At 71.0% G+C, this 15,170-nt stretch carries 15 protein-coding genes; 2 read left to right on the forward strand and 13 right to left on the reverse strand.

Going from position 1 to position 15,170, the window contains the following annotated elements:
* The first annotated feature begins 34 nt into the window (after positions 1 to 34).
* Complete coding sequence (locus BLW76_RS06615) at positions 35 to 1,654, forward strand: alpha/beta hydrolase (protein WP_091304959.1); 1,620 nt, start codon at positions 35 to 37, stop codon at positions 1,652 to 1,654.
* Between the two features lie 172 nt (positions 1,655 to 1,826).
* Complete coding sequence (locus tag BLW76_RS06620) at positions 1,827 to 2,099, forward strand: helix-turn-helix transcriptional regulator (RefSeq protein ID WP_091304960.1); 273 nt, start codon at positions 1,827 to 1,829, stop codon at positions 2,097 to 2,099.
* Positions 2,100 to 2,262: 163 nt separating this feature from the next.
* On the opposite strand, the gene BLW76_RS06625 is transcribed toward BLW76_RS06620, so the two are convergent.
* The 13 genes from BLW76_RS06625 to BLW76_RS06685 all read right to left on the reverse strand — a co-directional run bounded on the left by BLW76_RS06625 (position 2,263) and on the right by BLW76_RS06685 (position 15,132).
* Positions 2,263 to 2,841, reverse strand: coding sequence for an EndoU domain-containing protein (locus BLW76_RS06625; RefSeq protein ID WP_091304961.1), 579 nt, complete (start codon positions 2,839 to 2,841; stop codon positions 2,263 to 2,265).
* A 31-nt stretch (positions 2,842 to 2,872) separates the two neighbouring features.
* Positions 2,873 to 4,153: a DUF6297 family protein gene (locus tag BLW76_RS06630; protein WP_091304962.1), complete on the reverse strand. Its 1,281-nt coding sequence runs from the start codon at positions 4,151 to 4,153 to the stop codon at positions 2,873 to 2,875.
* 2 nt (positions 4,154 to 4,155) lie between these two features.
* The gene (locus BLW76_RS06635; protein ID WP_091304963.1) at positions 4,156 to 4,761 is read right to left on the reverse strand and encodes an ABC transporter ATP-binding protein; all 606 of its coding nucleotides are present in this window, start codon (positions 4,759 to 4,761) and stop codon (positions 4,156 to 4,158) included.
* Complete coding sequence (locus BLW76_RS06640; protein WP_091304964.1) at positions 4,758 to 5,639, reverse strand: LLM class F420-dependent oxidoreductase; 882 nt, start codon at positions 5,637 to 5,639, stop codon at positions 4,758 to 4,760. The genes BLW76_RS06635 and BLW76_RS06640 overlap by 4 nt, the downstream gene beginning before the upstream one ends.
* A gap of 14 nt (positions 5,640 to 5,653) precedes the next feature.
* Entirely contained in the window at positions 5,654 to 6,496 is an 843-nt protein-coding gene (locus BLW76_RS06645) for a TIGR03621 family F420-dependent LLM class oxidoreductase (RefSeq protein ID WP_091304965.1), read from the reverse strand.
* Between the two features lie 70 nt (positions 6,497 to 6,566).
* Positions 6,567 to 8,387: a phosphoenolpyruvate carboxykinase (GTP) gene (locus BLW76_RS06650; RefSeq protein WP_091304966.1), complete on the reverse strand. Its 1,821-nt coding sequence runs from the start codon at positions 8,385 to 8,387 to the stop codon at positions 6,567 to 6,569.
* A gap of 349 nt (positions 8,388 to 8,736) precedes the next feature.
* The gene (locus BLW76_RS06655; protein ID WP_091304967.1) at positions 8,737 to 9,441 is read right to left on the reverse strand and encodes a hypothetical protein; all 705 of its coding nucleotides are present in this window, start codon (positions 9,439 to 9,441) and stop codon (positions 8,737 to 8,739) included.
* Between the two features lie 92 nt (positions 9,442 to 9,533).
* On the reverse strand, positions 9,534 to 11,372 hold the full coding sequence (locus tag BLW76_RS06660) for a dynamin family protein (protein WP_091304968.1): 1,839 nt from the start codon (positions 11,370 to 11,372) through the stop codon (positions 9,534 to 9,536).
* Complete coding sequence (gene grpE, locus BLW76_RS06665; protein ID WP_091304969.1) at positions 11,369 to 11,755, reverse strand: nucleotide exchange factor GrpE; 387 nt, start codon at positions 11,753 to 11,755, stop codon at positions 11,369 to 11,371. The genes BLW76_RS06660 and grpE overlap by 4 nt, the downstream gene beginning before the upstream one ends.
* Positions 11,756 to 11,773: 18 nt before the next feature.
* On the reverse strand, positions 11,774 to 12,388 hold the full coding sequence (locus tag BLW76_RS06670) for a TetR/AcrR family transcriptional regulator (RefSeq protein ID WP_091304970.1): 615 nt from the start codon (positions 12,386 to 12,388) through the stop codon (positions 11,774 to 11,776).
* The gene (locus BLW76_RS06675; RefSeq protein ID WP_091304971.1) at positions 12,385 to 12,864 is read right to left on the reverse strand and encodes a YqeB family protein; all 480 of its coding nucleotides are present in this window, start codon (positions 12,862 to 12,864) and stop codon (positions 12,385 to 12,387) included. Before BLW76_RS06675 ends, BLW76_RS06670 begins: the two co-directional genes overlap by 4 nt.
* Before the next feature lie 43 nt (positions 12,865 to 12,907).
* On the reverse strand, positions 12,908 to 13,555 hold the full coding sequence (locus BLW76_RS06680; protein ID WP_091304972.1) for a hypothetical protein: 648 nt from the start codon (positions 13,553 to 13,555) through the stop codon (positions 12,908 to 12,910).
* 59 nt (positions 13,556 to 13,614) lie between these two features.
* A complete protein-coding gene (locus BLW76_RS06685) occupies positions 13,615 to 15,132 on the reverse strand; it encodes a dynamin family protein (protein ID WP_208613257.1) in 1,518 nt (505 codons plus the stop codon).
* Positions 15,133 to 15,170 lie beyond the last annotated feature (38 nt).

Genomic DNA, 15,170 nt, shown 5'->3' on the forward strand with positions numbered 1-15,170 from the left:
CTCCGCACGCGCAAAACCCAAAAGGGGCAACCGTATGACACGACTCCGCTACGCGGTGGTGATCCCGGCCATTGCCGGCACCCTGCTGGCCGGGTTCACGCCTGCGTTCGCAGGCCAGGAGGTCGCGGCCGGTAAGCAGCCGCTGAACTCCACGAACATCCCGGCGCAGTACGCGAACCAGAAGCTCGACTGGCACAAGTGCGCTGTCCCCTCCGAGCTGCCGACGGCCCCGCCCGCGGGCGCCGAGGACATGGAGTGCGCGACCTACAAGACCCCGCGCAACTGGTACCAGGCCGGCGCCCAGATCGACCTGACCATCGCGGTCAGCCGGCTGAAGGCCAAGTCGGACGCCACCGCCAGCGTCGTCACCAACCCCGGTGGCCCGGGCGCGCCCGGCCGCAACTTCCCGGCCCGCCTGCGCAACCAGACCAAGCTGCGCGAGCACCAGGAGATCGTCGGCTTCGACCCGCGCGGCACCGGCAAGAGCACCAACATCACCTGCGGCGGCGCGATCGGGACCGGCTCGGACCTGGACCCGCGTGACCGCGACCGCGGCAACCTCAACCTGATCCTGCAGGCGACGAAGTACGCGGCGCTGTCCTGCCAGCAGAAGTCCGGCGAGCTGGGCCCGCTGATCAACACCGACCAGACGGTCAAGGACATCGACCTGCTGCGCGTGCTGCTCGGCCGCGACAAGATCAACTGGGTCGGCTACTCGGCGGGCACCTGGATGGGCGCGCACTACGCGCAGGCCTACCCGACGCGCACCGGCAAGTTCGTCCTCGACTCGGCCACCGAGTTCACCACGACCTGGCAGAAGTCGTTCGACTGGCAGCCGCTCGGCTTCGAGCGCCGCTGGCGCTCGGACTTCCTCCCGTGGATGGCGAAGTACGACAAGCTCTACCACTTCGGCACCACCGGCGAGGCGGCCCGCCAGACCTACGAACAGGTCCGCTACGCCCTGACCCAGGGCGCGGTCACCCTGCCCGACGGTTCGACCGTCTCGGCCAACGGCCTCGACTCGTTCATCGCGTCGCAGATCTACTCGAAGCGCGCCTTCCCCGGCCTGGCCGACTACCTGGTCAGCGTCCGCACGCTGACCCAGGGCACCGCTTCGGCGGCGGCCAAGTCCTCGGCCGCGCAGAAGGTCAAGGCCGGCGACAAGAGCACCGTCACCTACGGCCCGCAGCCGCTGATGGTGCCGGCCGACGGCGACTCCTACGACGCCAGCTTCTGGACCATCCCGTGCAACGAGGGTCCGTGGACCGGCTCGCCCAACAGCGCCATCAAGGACTCGCAGAAGCTGATCGACAAGCAGCTGCCGCTCCTGGGTGCCGGCTGGTTCATCCAGCCGTGCCTGTTCTGGAAGAAGCCGCCGTCCTCGCTGCCCGTGCTGGACGGCAAGGGTGTCCCGCCGGTGCTGATCGTCGAGTCGGAGCACGACCCGGCGACGCCGCTCGAGGGCGCGAAGCGTGCGCACAAGGCGTTCGCGGGTTCGCGGATGCTGACGATCACCGGCGAGGGTGACCACGGCATCTACGCCGGCGGCAACGCGGGTGTGGACAAGGTCGTGGAGGCCTACCTGGTCGACGGCGTCGTGCCGAACGACCAGAACCTGCCCGGCATGCCACTTCCGGTGCCCGCGGGCGCCTGAAGGCACTAGATGTGGTGGGGCCCCGCCGAACTCCGGTTCGGCGGGGCCTTTTCCACACCTGTGCACAGAGTTGTCCACAGGCGGTGGACAACTCCAGTGGTATTCCATCCATGCCCCCGCCACCGCCCTCAACGGAGGCGCTTCGCGCCGCGGTGGTATTAAAATCACGCCCATGGTGCGCGTACCGCTTACGGATGAAGAGCGCGAACGGGGCGAACGGCTCGGCCAGGCGCTGCGCGAGGCCCGCGCCGACCGGAGCATGGTCGACGTCGCCGCGGAGGCCGGGATCTCGGTCGAGACGCTCCGGAAGATCGAAACCGGCCGTATCCCGACGCCGGCGTTCTTCACGGTCACGGCCATCGCCGACGCCGTCGGCCTGCCGCTGGAGGAACTGCGCGCGGCCGTCGCGCCCGCCGCGTCGCCACCGCTTTCCCAGGCCAGTTGACCGCCCCGGGCCTGCGCTGGCACCTCACCGCTGACCCGGCTCGAGAAGCTGCGGACCCACGAGGACCGGCCCGGAGTCACCCAGGCCGAGAGCGGCAAGGTGCGCGGTGGAGGCGGTGAAGGGTCCTTCCTCGCGGCCACCGGACGACTTCGATCCAGGCCAGTCAGACCGGGCGCAGCTGCTTGAGGATGTACTCGCGGTCGTTGAGGAACGCGCAGCCCGGGACAGGCAGGTCGTAGCTGTTGAGCAGCTTCTCGAAGTCCGAGAACTCGTCGGCGGAAAAGCCGAAGCCGACGCGGTAGGCGTGCGCGGCCAACACGTCGGCCAGCTCCTCCCACTCGCCGGCCCACAGCAGGGTGCGGTAGTGCGTGTAGTCCTCCGGCGAAAGCCGGTTGCCGATCGTCGTCAGGACGCTGTCGGCGAAGAAGCTGATGCGGTTGCCCTTGAGGTCGGCGACCGTCGGGTTCGCCGGGTCGCGTGCCGTGTCGGGGTTGCGGATCACGCCCGGGCCGGCCACCGGGTACGCGGTGTGGACGTGCCCGTTGTCCTCGACCAGCACGATCAGGTGCACGTTGAACCGTTCGCCGGCGCAGCGCCAGCGGCCGTTGCGCTGCTGCCGGCGGGCCTCGCTGGGGTCGTTCGCGACGTCCTTGACCACGGAGATGATCTGCTCGTCGGTCCACCCGGCCGGGAACTCGCTGGTCGCCCTGCGCCCGACGCCCGGTGCGTGCCCGCCGCCCACTCGCTGCTCCCTTCGTCGCAACGAGCGTAGGTCAAACGGCGGCAGCGAGCACCACGATGCCGACCAGCTGCAGATCGAGCCCGCGGAACAGCTGGCGGGTGAGGTTGGCGGGCATCGGGCCCATCGGGGTGTCGACGAACCCGGGATTCGCGTAGTCAACGGCGGTCCGGGTGACCGTGCGCAGGATCGACAGGACCGACAGCGGCACGGCGAGCCAGGCCGTCGCGGCGAACGACGTCCCACCCGCGAGGGTGACCGCCACGAGCACTGTCCACCAAAGCAGACCCACGCCGCCGAGCACCAGGCCGTGGGCCAGCACCAGTTCGCGGTCCGTCGAGCCCAGCCACCGGCGCCGCCCCGGGTTGCGCCAGAGCTCGCCGAGGCCGCCGCCGAACGGCAGCAGCGCCACGTACCCGCCGACGCCGATCAGGACCGCGCCCGGCACCGTCGGCACCGCGATGTGCGCGACGACGACCGCGAGGCCGACCAGCAGCGCCGCGCCCGCGTACCGCACCCGGCCGAGCGTGCCCGCCCAGGCCAGCCGCAACGACGTCGGGCGGCGCAGCGAAAGCCCGCCGGTGGGCGCGGACGGCGGCAGCAGCATCATCGGGTCGAGGAAGGTGACGGCGACCGAGCGCAGCACCCGGCCGTCCCACCCGGCGAGCAGCGCCGCCCGGCCCGCCCGCGACACCGGCTCGCCGCCGAAGGCCAGCGGCAGCGCCGCCACCAGTACCCCGGCCGCGACGAGCTGGACGGTCGCCGGGCCGAGGCCGAGCGCCGCGATGCCCAGGCCGACGACCGCGAGCACCAGCGGGCCGAGCGCGTCGAGGCGTACCGACATCCGCCGCGCCGTCGCGAAGGCCGCCACCCCGGTCGCGGCGACCACCGCGACCGCCGCCCGCCACTGCTCCAGCCCGGCGCCGCCGACGGCGAGCAGCAACGCGGCCAGGTAGCCCGTCACCGCGACCACGCCGGTCCACGCGCCGAGCAGCCGCAGCGTGACGACCCGGCCGCGGTCCACCGGGGCGAAGTCGAGCCAGGTCAGCTCGGCCGGTTCGACCCACGCGAAGCCCCGCCGGAGCAGGCCGCGCCAGCCCACCGCGCAGCAGAGCGTCAGCAGCCCGAGCACGGCCGGGAAGTCCACAATGGACGAGCCGTAGAGCGCGGGCCGCCAGCCGTCGACGTGGAAGAACGCGGTGAACAGGAACCCGAAGCCGAACAGGAAGACGAAGGTGGCGGTGTCGCCGCTGAAGATCCCGCCGAACCGCTTGCGCCCGGGGATCCGCATCCGCCGCGGGGTCGGCGTCACCACAGTCACCACAGCTCGAGCACGCTGTCCGCGGCTTCGAGCAGCGGCGGGTGGTGGGTGGCCACCACGACCGCCGCGCCGGCCGCCGTCGACCGGGCGATCACCTCGACCAGCCACTCCTTGCCCGCGGTGTCCAGCGCGCGTTCCGGCTCGTCGAGCAGGAGCACCCGGTGCGGCCGCGCGGTGACGCCGAGCAGGAGCAGGCGACGGCGCTGGCCCGCGGAGAAGTGGCCGGACGTCACCCGCATGCGTTCGCCGAGGCCCGCGTCCCGCAGCAGCTCCTCGTGGTTGCCGAGGTCGGCGCCGAACGAGCCGGACAGCAGCTCGAGGTGCTGCAGCGGCGTGAGCTCGGCGAAGAAGTCGGAGTCGTCGAACAGCACCGACACCTTGCGGCGGAACTCGACGTCCCGCTCGTCCGGCACCTTGCCGTCGATCAGCACGCGGCCGCGCTGCGGCTTCTGCATGCCGTAGAAGCAGCGCATCAGTGTCGACTTGCCGACCCCGTTGGGCCCGACGATCGCCGCGCACTCGCCGGGGTCGACGGAGAAGTCCAGGTCGTCGAACAGCCACAGCTCGCCGGCCCGGACGCCGAGCGCCTTCGCGTCGATCATCGGAGGTGTTCGAGGACCGGCGCGAACTCGTCGAGGAACGGTTCGAGGATGGTGAAGTAGCTGAAGCCGAACCGCTCCCGGTGCCCGCGGAGCTGGTCGGCGATCTGCGCCGGCGTGCCGACGAGGACGACCGGCAGCTCGCTGAGCGCTTCGGCGTCCAACCGGCCTTCCACGATCAGTTCGACCTCGGCCAGGCCGGCCGCGCGGTCGTTCGTGACCTTCACGAACTGGCAGAGGAGGTTGAACTCCACGTGCGCCTCGCGGTCGCCGAGCTTCGCGCGGACGAACGCCACGCGCTCGTCGATCTCCTCGGGTGTGGCCGCGGCCAGGGGAGCGCCGTCGGGGGTCTTCGTGGTCCCGGTGAAGCCGATGATGTCGGCGTGCTCGGCGGCGAGGGTCAGCACCCGGTCGCCGCGGCCGCCGAGCAGCAGCGGCGGCCCCTCGGGACGCGTCGGCGTGGGCTTGTGCTCCGGGTCGGCGTACAGCCGCTTGAGCTCGGTGATCGTCCGCTCGAGGTGGTCGACGCGCTCGCGGGCGGACGGGAACGGCAGCCCGGCGGCCTCGAACTCCTCCTTGACGTACCCGGCGCCGAGCCCGAGCTCCAGGCGCCCGTCGGTGAACTGGTCGGTGCCGGTGACTTCCCGGGCGAGCAGCACGGGGTTGTAGAACGGCGCGTTGAGCACGAACGTGTTCAGCTTGACCCGCGAGGTGACCTCGCCGGCCAGGACGAGCGCCGGGAACGGCGGCGCCATGCCCAGGTGGTCGGCCGCCGACAGGACGTCGTAGCCGAGGTCCTCGACCTTGCGGCACTTCTCGACCCAGGCCGCGCGGCTGTCCGGCACGACCATGTTGACACCGAAGCGGAAATCCCCAGTCATGATGACCAAGGTACTCAGCGGAGCTTTTCGATCACCGGGGCCAGCCTGGTGAGATCGTCTTCGAGCACGGTGAAGTAGCTGACGCCGAGGGTTTCGCGGGTGCGCAGCAGCTGCTCGGCGACCGCTTCGGCCGAACCGGCGAGGACCGTCGCCAGCTCGCCGAGTTCGTCGACGCCGAGGTGCGGCACGAGCTGGTGGGCCTCCGCCAGTGCCGCCCGCCGGTCGCCGGTGATCCGGACGAAGTGGACCATCAGGTTCAGCTCGGTGTCCCGGCCGTCGAGCACGTTCCTGACGAAGTCCGCGCGCTCGGCCAGCGCGGCGGGACCGGCCAGGGCCAGCCGGCCCTCGGGCGCGCCGGGCGCGGTACCGGTGAGGGCGATGGTGTCGGCGTGCGCGGCGGCGAAGGTCAGCATCCGGTCGCCGCGGCCGCCGAGCAGCAGCGGCGGGCGCGGGCGGCCGTCGAACGCGCGCTCGACCTCGGTGACCGCGGCGGCGACCCGCCGGAACCGGTCGCCGGGCGTGCCCCACTCGATCCCGGCGGCTTCGAACTCCGCGCGGACGTACCCGGCGCCGAGCCCGATCTCCACCCGGCCGCCGGTGAACTCGTCGAGCGCGGCGAGGTCGCGGGCCAGGACCACCGGGTTGTGGAAGCTCGCGTTGAGGACGTAGGTGTTCAGCCGGATCCGCTCGGTGGCCTCGGCGGCGAGCAGCAGGGCGGGCACCGGCGCGACCCGGCCGAGGTGGTCGACCACGCCGGCGACGTCGTAGCCGAGGTCCTCGGCCTGCCGGCACTTCGCCACCCACTCGGCCCGTGAGCCGGGCACGTACAACGCCACGCCGAAGCGGAACGGTCTCATGGCCGCGAAACTACCGGGAAACGGTGGAAGGGGACGCCCCGACGGGACGTCCCCTTCCGCCTCAGAACGTTCAGCTCAGGCGCTGGGCCAGCGCGTCGAGCTCGTCGCGCAGCGAGGTCGGGACCTCGCCGATCTTCTCGAACCACTCCTCGATCAGCGGCAGCTCCTCGCGCCACTCCTCGGGCTTGACCTCGAGCGCGGCCTGGATGTCCTCGATCGGCTCGGTCAGGCCCTCGGTGTCGAGGTCCTCCGCGCGCGGCACGAAGCCGACCGGCGTCTCGACGGCGTTGCCCTTGCCCTCGACGCGCTCGATGACCCACTTGAGGATCCGCGAGTTCTCGCCGAAGCCCGGCCACAGGAAGCGGCCGTCGTCGCCGCGGCGGAACCAGTTGACGTAGAAGATCTTCGGCAGCTTGTTCGCGTCGGCGTTCTTGCCGAGGTTCAGCCAGTGCTTGAAGTAGTCACCGGCGTGGTAGCCGAGGAACGGCAGCATCGCCATCGGGTCGCGGCGGACGTTGCCGACCGCGCCGGCCGCGGCCGCGGTGGTTTCCGACGACATGGTGGCGCCCATGAACACGCCGTGCTGCCAGTCGCGGGCCTCGTTCACCAGCGGCACCGTGGTCTTGCGGCGGCCGCCGAACAGGATCGCCGAGATCGGCACGCCCTTCGGGTCGTCCCACTCCGGCGCGAGGATCGGGCACTGCGACATCGGCGTGCAGTAGCGCGAGTTCGGGTGGGCGGCCTTCTCGTCGGAGTCCGGCGTCCAGTCCTGCTTCTTCCACGACGTCGCGTGCTCGGGCCGGTTCTCCATGCCCTCCCACCAGATGTCGCCGTCGTCGGTCAGGGCGACGTTCGTGAAGACCGTGTTGCCCTTCTCGATCGTGCGCATCGCGTTCGGGTTGGTGTGCCAGTCGGTGCCCGGCGCGACGCCGAAGAAGCCGAACTCGGGGTTGACCGCGTACAGGCGGCCGTCTTCGCCGAAGCGCATCCAGGCGATGTCGTCGCCCAGGGTCTCGGCGCGCCAGCCCGGGATGGTCGGCTGCAGCATGGCGAGGTTGGTCTTGCCGCAGGCGCTGGGGAACGCCGCCGCGACGTAGTGGACCTTGTCCTCGGGCGAGATCAGCTTGAGGATCAGCATGTGCTCGGCGAGCCAGCCCTCGTCACGCGCCATCACCGACGCGATGCGCAGCGAGTAGCACTTCTTGCCCAGCAAGGAGTTGCCGCCGTAGCCCGAGCCGTAGCTCCAGATCGCGCGCTCTTCGGGGAAGTGCGAAATGTACTTCGTTTCGTTGCAGGGCCAGGAAACGTCCTTCTCGCCCGGTTCGAGCGGGTGACCCACGGAGTGCAGCGCGGGCACGAATTCGCGCTCGGACCCGTCCGGGGCAATGAACTTCTCGAGGGCGGCCTTGCCGGCGCGGGTCATCACGCGCATCGAAGCGACGACGTACGCGAAATCCGTGATTTCGATACCCAGCTTGGGATTGTCGTCACCGAGCGGGCCCATGCAGAACGGGATGACGTACATCGTGCGGCCACGCATCGAGCCGCGGAACAGCTCGGTCATGGTGGCCTTCATCTCGGCCGGGTCCATCCAGTTGTTGGTCGGACCGGCGTCCTCGGGACGCTCCGAACAGATGAAGGTGCGGTCTTCCACGCGGGCGACGTCGTTCGGGTCGGAAGTGGCCCAGAAGGAGTTCGGCTTCGACTTGAGCTGCACGAACGTGCCCGCCTCGACCAGCTCCTGGTTGATGCGGGCGGCTTCTTCGTCAGACCCGTCGACCCACACCACGCGGTCCGGGGTGGTCAGTTCGGCGACCTCCCGGACGAAGGACAGCACGCCGGTGTGCGTCGTCGGCGCGGTGTCCAGTCCGGGGATGGCGACTGCGGTCATCTCTACTCCTGACTTCCGACGACAAATGAGCCCGCCTCGGAACGTCAGTGTTCCGACGCGGGCCTCGTTGCCGGCGACCGAATGGCTTCGCACACCGGCTGGCGAACCGGTGTGTGCGATTTGGGATTCCCCGAGAGTAGCCGCATGACCGGCGAGTAACCGAGAGCTGACGTGTAGGTTCTCTCACAAGAACGATAAGGGAATCGATTCAGATGTCACTTGATCGGTGTATTCGCTGAAAATCTTCCGGTGGCCCGGGACACACCTGTGACCTTGTCGTTTTCATTGAAGACATGAAGAAAGCCCGAGGCCGGAGCCTCGGGCCTTCAAACTATGACCTGGGTCACTTTCAGTTCGGCGAAATCCACTGCCCGGTGCCGGAGTCGATGCGCGCGACGCCTTCCAGGGTCTGCGTGCCGGCCTCGCCCCAGGCGGCGTCGGCGGCCGGGTCGCCCTCGGTCCCCGAGTTCATCAGTCCACTGGAGACTTCGGTCCACTGGCCGGGGCCGGAGTGCTCGAACGTCGTGGTGGTGCCGTCGGCCTCGGTCTGCACGGCGATGTCCGCTTCGCCGTCGCCGTCCTTGTCGGTGAAGGCGATGGTGCCGCCGCTCTTCGTCTCGACGATGGCGGTGTCGTTGTGGCCGTCGTGGTCGGTGTCGATGGTCGCGACCCCCGCGTCGACCTCGCCGTCCGGCAGGTCGGCGTGGATGTGGCCGCCGGAGCTGTCGTCACGGCCGCCCGTGTCGGAGTCGTCGTGGCCGCCGCCGGAGCCGTCCTGGACCCACTGGCCGCTGGCCTCGTCGTAGACCGCCTGCTCGACGACCTTCCCGTTTTCGTCCAGCACGGCGTAGTGGTCGGCCTCGCCGTCGTGGTTCGTGTCGATGAAGGCCTGGCCCGAGCCGTCTTCGTGCTCGATGATCGCGGTGTCGTTCACCCCGTCTTCGTTCACGTCGTAGTTGACCTCGGCCTGGTACTCCTGGCCGTCGACGTGGACGGTCATCGCGTCCGCGCTGCTCGCGTCGGTGTCGCTGCCGCCGCTCTCGTCGACCCACATGGCACTTCCCCCTTCGAAACGCTCCGACCTGCTGTCTGAGGGTATGACTCACCGTAGGCCCGTTCGGTTCCGCTCCACAACCGGACCGGCGCTCAGGCCGTTTTGTCCCGCAGCGCCCGGATCCGGGTAAGGAAGGCTTCGGCGCGCTCACGGCCGTCGCTGACCTCCTTGAGCCGCTTCGACACGACCGAGATCTTCTTGGCGCGTTCCTGGGCGCCCATCTTGATCGTCTTGTCGACTTCCTTCATCTCCGCCTCGATGGCGTCGATGCGCCGGCCCAGCGCCTCGTCCAGTGCCATCGACAGCTGCTGCTCGGCCTCGATGAGCTGTTCGGCGACGAGCTGGTCGAGCGTCGAACGGGCGTCCGCGATGGCCTCCACCAGCCACTGCTTCATGTGCTGCTTGTCGGCCGCGTGCTTGCGCGTGCGGGCCATCCACCAGCCTGCCCCCAGGCCGATGATGATCGTCGCGGGCAGCACGACCGGGTTGAGGATCGCGACACCGGCCAGCGGGAGCGCGGCGACCTTGCCGGCGCCGACGCCGCCGGAGATGCCCATGAAGACGAGCAGCTTGTCCTCGGCCGTCGGCGGCTTCTTGTCCGGCGGGCGCAGCACCACCGGCGGGCCGCCCGCCCTGGCGAACTGCGCGCGGATGACGTCGAGCTCTTCGGGCGAGAACAGCTCCGACAGCGAGACGTTGGTGACCTGGTTCAGTCGTTGCGAGAGCAGCATGGAGATCCGCTGCGACGTCGTCTGCAGCGCGATGTCGACCTGCTGCGGCAGCGCGGCCAGCTCGTCGCGCTTGGCCGCGTCGATCAGCTGGCGGAAGTGGGTCTGCGCGTCCCGCATCTGGCGGCTGGACTCGTGGCCGACCTCGACGCGGGTGCGCTGCACCTCGCCGCGCAGCTTCAGCTGCCAGCCGCGGGTGGAGCTGCGGCGTTCGGCCTGCAGCTGGTCACGGCGTTCGCGCAGCTGCTCGGCCTCGGCCTCGCCCGCCGACAGCGCCCGGCTCTCGGCCTGCAGCTTGGCCTTCAGCTCGCCCAGCGCGCTGGACAGCGCGCGCAGCGTGTTCGCCTCGCCGAGCATCGCCGACCGGCCGACCAGCAGCTCCTGCAACGCCGTCTGGATCGCCGCGACCCCGGACTTCTCGCGCAGCATCGCGGCCATCTGCTCGTTGGGCGCCTTCGCCGCTGTCTCGAACATCCGCGCCGACACCGGGTGGAACACCGCGTCGGCGAAGCGGGGCGCATGCTCGCGCAGCAGCTGCTTGTCGGCCTCCATGACCTCGCGCCAGCCGCGGAACATGTCCACCTTGGTCAGCGCGAACACCACTGTCTCGACGCGCTCGCCGACGTCACGCAGGAACTGCAGCTCGGTCGCGGTGAACGGCGCCGAGGCGTCGACGACGAACAGCAGCGCGGTGGCGCCCGCGGCGGCTTCCTTGGCGAGCTCGCCGTGCATCGAATCGAGCCCGCCGACCCCCGGCGTGTCGACCAGCGAAAGCCGTTCAAGCAGCGGCACCGGGCCGGTGACCTCGACGTACCGCGGCGGGAGCTGGCCCGGCGGCAGCTCGTGGGCGGCGGAGACCCAGTTGATCAGCTGGCCGAGGTCGATCGGCACCGGGGCGAGCTGGCCGGGGTAGCAGGCGTGCGCGCCCCAGGTGTCCGCGTGGTCGAACACCAGATAGGTCGCGGTGGCGACGTCGGCGTCCACCGGGGACAGCCCCGGCCGCGCGATGAGCGCGTTGACCAGCGAACTCTTGCCGCGGTTGGTCTCGCCGACGACCACGACGGCCGGCTTTTTCGGCCGGGCCTTGCGGATGTCCTCGACCCACTTGGCGGCGTCCGGATCGGCGTCGCGGACGACGGTCAGCAGCTGGTCTCGGGTCGCGGCGACCTGCGCGGGCAGGCTCGGCGCGGTGGGTGCGCTCACGGGTTCTTCTTCGCGTAGACGGTGACGATCGGGGCGCGCAGCAGGCGGTCGTGGTCGGCGAAGCCGGTGACCTCGGTTTCGGCGACGATGCCGTCGAGCGCCGGGTCCTCGGTCGGGACCGCGCCGCCGGCTTCGTGGCGGGCCGGGTCGAACCGCTCGCCGTCGGGCCGCAGGGCGTGGACGCCGACCGCGGCGAGACCCTCCTCCAGGCGTTCGACGACGCCGCCGCTGCGGGCGCGGTCCAGGGCGTACAGGCACATCTGGATCAGCGCCTGGCGATCCGCGAGGGCACGCTCAAGGTCGCTCACCTGCTGCAAGGGGTGCACATCGGTGTCCGACGCGACGGAGCCGCTGTCGGTTCCCTCCTTGCGAAACCACGCCATGCGTCCAGTTTGGCGGACTCAGCCGCCGTCCGGGGGCGAAACCGGGCGAAGGAACCTGATCAGGATCGTCCGGAGGATCGCCTGCTCGGCCGCCAGATCGAGGTCCGGGTCGATGCTGGCCCGCGAGATCATCGCGTCGATCAGGCCGGCGAGCCAGCCGGCGACCGCGCGCGGGGCGACACCGGGGTCGATCTGCCCGGCCGCGGCGGCGCGGGCGACCAGGACGGCGAGGCCGTCCCGCAACGCGCGGTCGTTGCGCTGGATCAGCTCGGCGAACTCGTCGTCACGGGCGGCCTGCGCGGCGGCTTCCAGGACGATCCGGACGACCCCCGGGTGGGCGACCTGACCGGCCAGGTCGGTGACGACGTCGAGCAGGGCGGCCAGCGGGTCGTCCGTCCTCGCCGCCGCTTCGAGGCGTTCGGCCGTCTCGGCGGCGTCGTCGGTGAAGATCGCCGTGAAGACCGCGCGCTTGCTGGGGAAGTAGTGGAAGAGGCTGCCGGAGCTGATGCCCGCGGCCCGGCAGATGTCCGCCGTCGTCGTCCGCTCGAAGCCCTTTTCGGCGAAGCAGCCGGCGGCGGCGTCGACGATCGCGCGGCGCTTGGCCGCGTGCTTCGCCGGGTCGACGGTCCTCATCGCTCGACCGGCGGCTCGTCGCGCCAGGGGTAGCCGTGCTCGGCGAAGGCGGGCGCCAGCTCGTGGTTCTTGAGGTCGGTCTTCTCGCGGGCGATCTCGCGGCCGTCGGTCGTGCGCAGGACGAGTTCCTTGCCGTCGAGGTAGACGGCCTCGAGGTCGGCCTCGATGCGCCGGGTCTTGTCGCCGCGGACCAGCGTGACGCGGGTCGGCGACACCGTGACGACGAGCCGTTCGTGGGCCCAGATCGCGGCGAAGACCAGCCCGAGCACGAGCCCGCCGGCGACCGCGGCCAGCGTCGCCCACGGCTGGGGCAGCTTCGTGAGCACCTTGAAGACGCCCTGGAACGGGAAGGCGGGCAGCTCGGTGACCCAGGCGGCGATGGCCCAGACCCCCACGCCGAGCGCGCCGCCGATGAGCGGGCAGCCGACCCAGGACCCGGTGCGCAGCCACGACGGCTCGTCGACGGTCGTCTCCATGCCGCCTATTATTAGACCGCGTGCTCGGTTTATGAAAGCCGGGTCAGACGAGCTCGTCGATCACCTCACGCAGCACCGCTTCCAGGCCGGGGCCGTCTTCGGCGAGGCGGGAGGAGACGAGCACCTGGTCTTCGGCCGTGCGCAGCCAGATCGAGCCGGCGACGGAGATCTCGATGACGTTCAGCCGGAAGGGGTACGCGCGGCGGCCCTGGCGGACCTCGGCCTCGCGGACCAGCTGGCCGAGCCGCTCGCCGGCGACGATCTGGCGGCGGTAGAAGCCGGGCGCCCACGGCGTGCCACCCGGCGGCTCGTGCGCGCCGCGCAGGGCGGGCCCGCGGGCGTTGGCGAAGTGGCGGGCCGCGGCCGGGGCGAAGAAGTCGACGGCCTGGCGCATCGCCGAGCCCGGGGCGAGCGCCGTCCGGCCGTAGCGGGTGCGGGTGCTGCGCGGATCGGGGTCTTCGCGGTTGCGGAGGAAGGCCAGCAGGTCGACCCACCAGTCGGCCCACTGGGCCTGGACGGCGGCCCGGTCGAGCCCGGCCGGGACGTGCACCGGGACCTGCGGCTCCACCGGCGGCAGCACCTGTCCTTCGGAAACGGACAGTGCCAGGGCGTCACGGATGTACAGCGCGACGTCGACCTCGGTCTCGCTGCTCCAGCCCGCTCGCCAGGATGTCGTGTTTTCTAGGCGCACGTCTCAACAGTACGCGGGAACCGGCGCCCACCAGCGAAAGTCGGCAATCAGAAACAAGCTCACGCTTCGCGGACCTGTTGCCAGATCAAGAAGTACGCCCGGTGGACGACGTGCGCGACGCGGCTCTGCGCCGGCGTCGCCCCGAACGACGCGAAGGACCGCCACCAGCCCGCGCGCTCGAGGGCGTGCGCGGCCAGCTCCGGCCGCGGCGCGCCGGGCTTGCCGAGCTGGGCGCCGATGTCGGCGTTGCTGCCGACCCGCAGCACCTCTTCGGAGAGGTCTTCGGGCATGTCGACCGCGCCGGACGCGACCAGCGTCAGCGCTTCGAGCAGCCTCAGCTGGTGGGCCTCGGGCTTGGCGAGGAGCACCTCGATGGCGTCGTGGACGCGCTGGCGCTCCGCCGGGTCGGCCGACGCGTGCGCGAGCGCGGTCACCGAGGCCAGTGCCGCGGCCGCCTTGATGCCGTCGGCGCGGGCGGCGAACACGATCGACAGCCGCTGCCGCACCGCTTCGAGCCCGGACGCGTCGAGCAGCGCCCGCCGCAGCGCGCCCGCGGTGATCTCCGGCTCCTTGCGGATGGCCTCGACGGCGTGCGAGATGCCGAACAGGTCGAGCTTCTCCAGCAGCCGCAGCCGGGTGCCCGCCGGGACGTCGCACTCCCAGCTGGTGAAGATGTCGGCCGAGATCAGCATGGTCTGCAGGACGTCGTCGTCGAGCTCGGCGAGCTGGCGCAGGGCCTCGGCGTCGGCGGAGGTGAACCCGCCGGACTCGGCGGACTCGGCGATCAGGCCGATCACCGGCAGCACGTCGGCGACGCGCGGCTTCAGCGTGCTCGCCTGTTTCTCGGCGAGCAGCGTCGCGGCCTTCCAGACGTCGCCGCCGGAGCCCTCGACCGACTCCGGCGCGATGGTGTCGGCCTTGTTGAGGACGGCGATCGCGTTGACCGGGCCGGCCTCGCGGCTCGCCGTCGCCGCGGTGAAGGCGGCGAGGGCCTGCTGGTCGTCGGCGCGGACGCCCTGGGTGACGACGTAGAGGACGGCTTCGGCGCCGGCGACGGCGTTGCGCGAGGTGTCGTCGAGCTCGTCCGAGCCCTCTTCGTCGTCTTCTTCCTTGCGGTGTTTCGCCGCGCCCAGCAGCTGCTCGGTGCGGGACACCGAAGCGGCGTCAAGCGAGCCGAGGCCCGGGGTGTCGATCACCGTCATGCCCTGGAGGACGGCGTTGGTCAGGTACGCCTCGATGTGCGACACCTGCTCGATGTCGACGCCCAGCTCGGCGGGGATCATGCCGTCGGCGGCGAAGGGGAGCACCTGCTTGCGGCCGTCCGTGAAGACGATCTCGACGCGGTCGACCGTGCCGTACTGGAACCGGGTCACCAGCCGGGTGCACTCGCCGATGTCGGTCGGCGCGACCCGGCGCCCGATCAGCGCGTTGACCAGCGTGGACTTGCCCGACTTGATCCGGCCGGCCACGGCGACCTGCAGGGGCGCGCCGAGCCGGCGCAGCACTTCGGCGAACCCGGCGGCGGTGCGCGCCGAGACCTGCGGCTGCAGGCGGTGACACAGGTTGGCCACCGACATCGACAGCGGGCCCGCGAGCCGGCCCTGCTCCGGTGACG

This window comes from Amycolatopsis tolypomycina (genome assembly GCF_900105945.1).
Taxonomy (GTDB): Bacteria; Actinomycetota; Actinomycetes; order Mycobacteriales; family Pseudonocardiaceae; genus Amycolatopsis; species Amycolatopsis tolypomycina.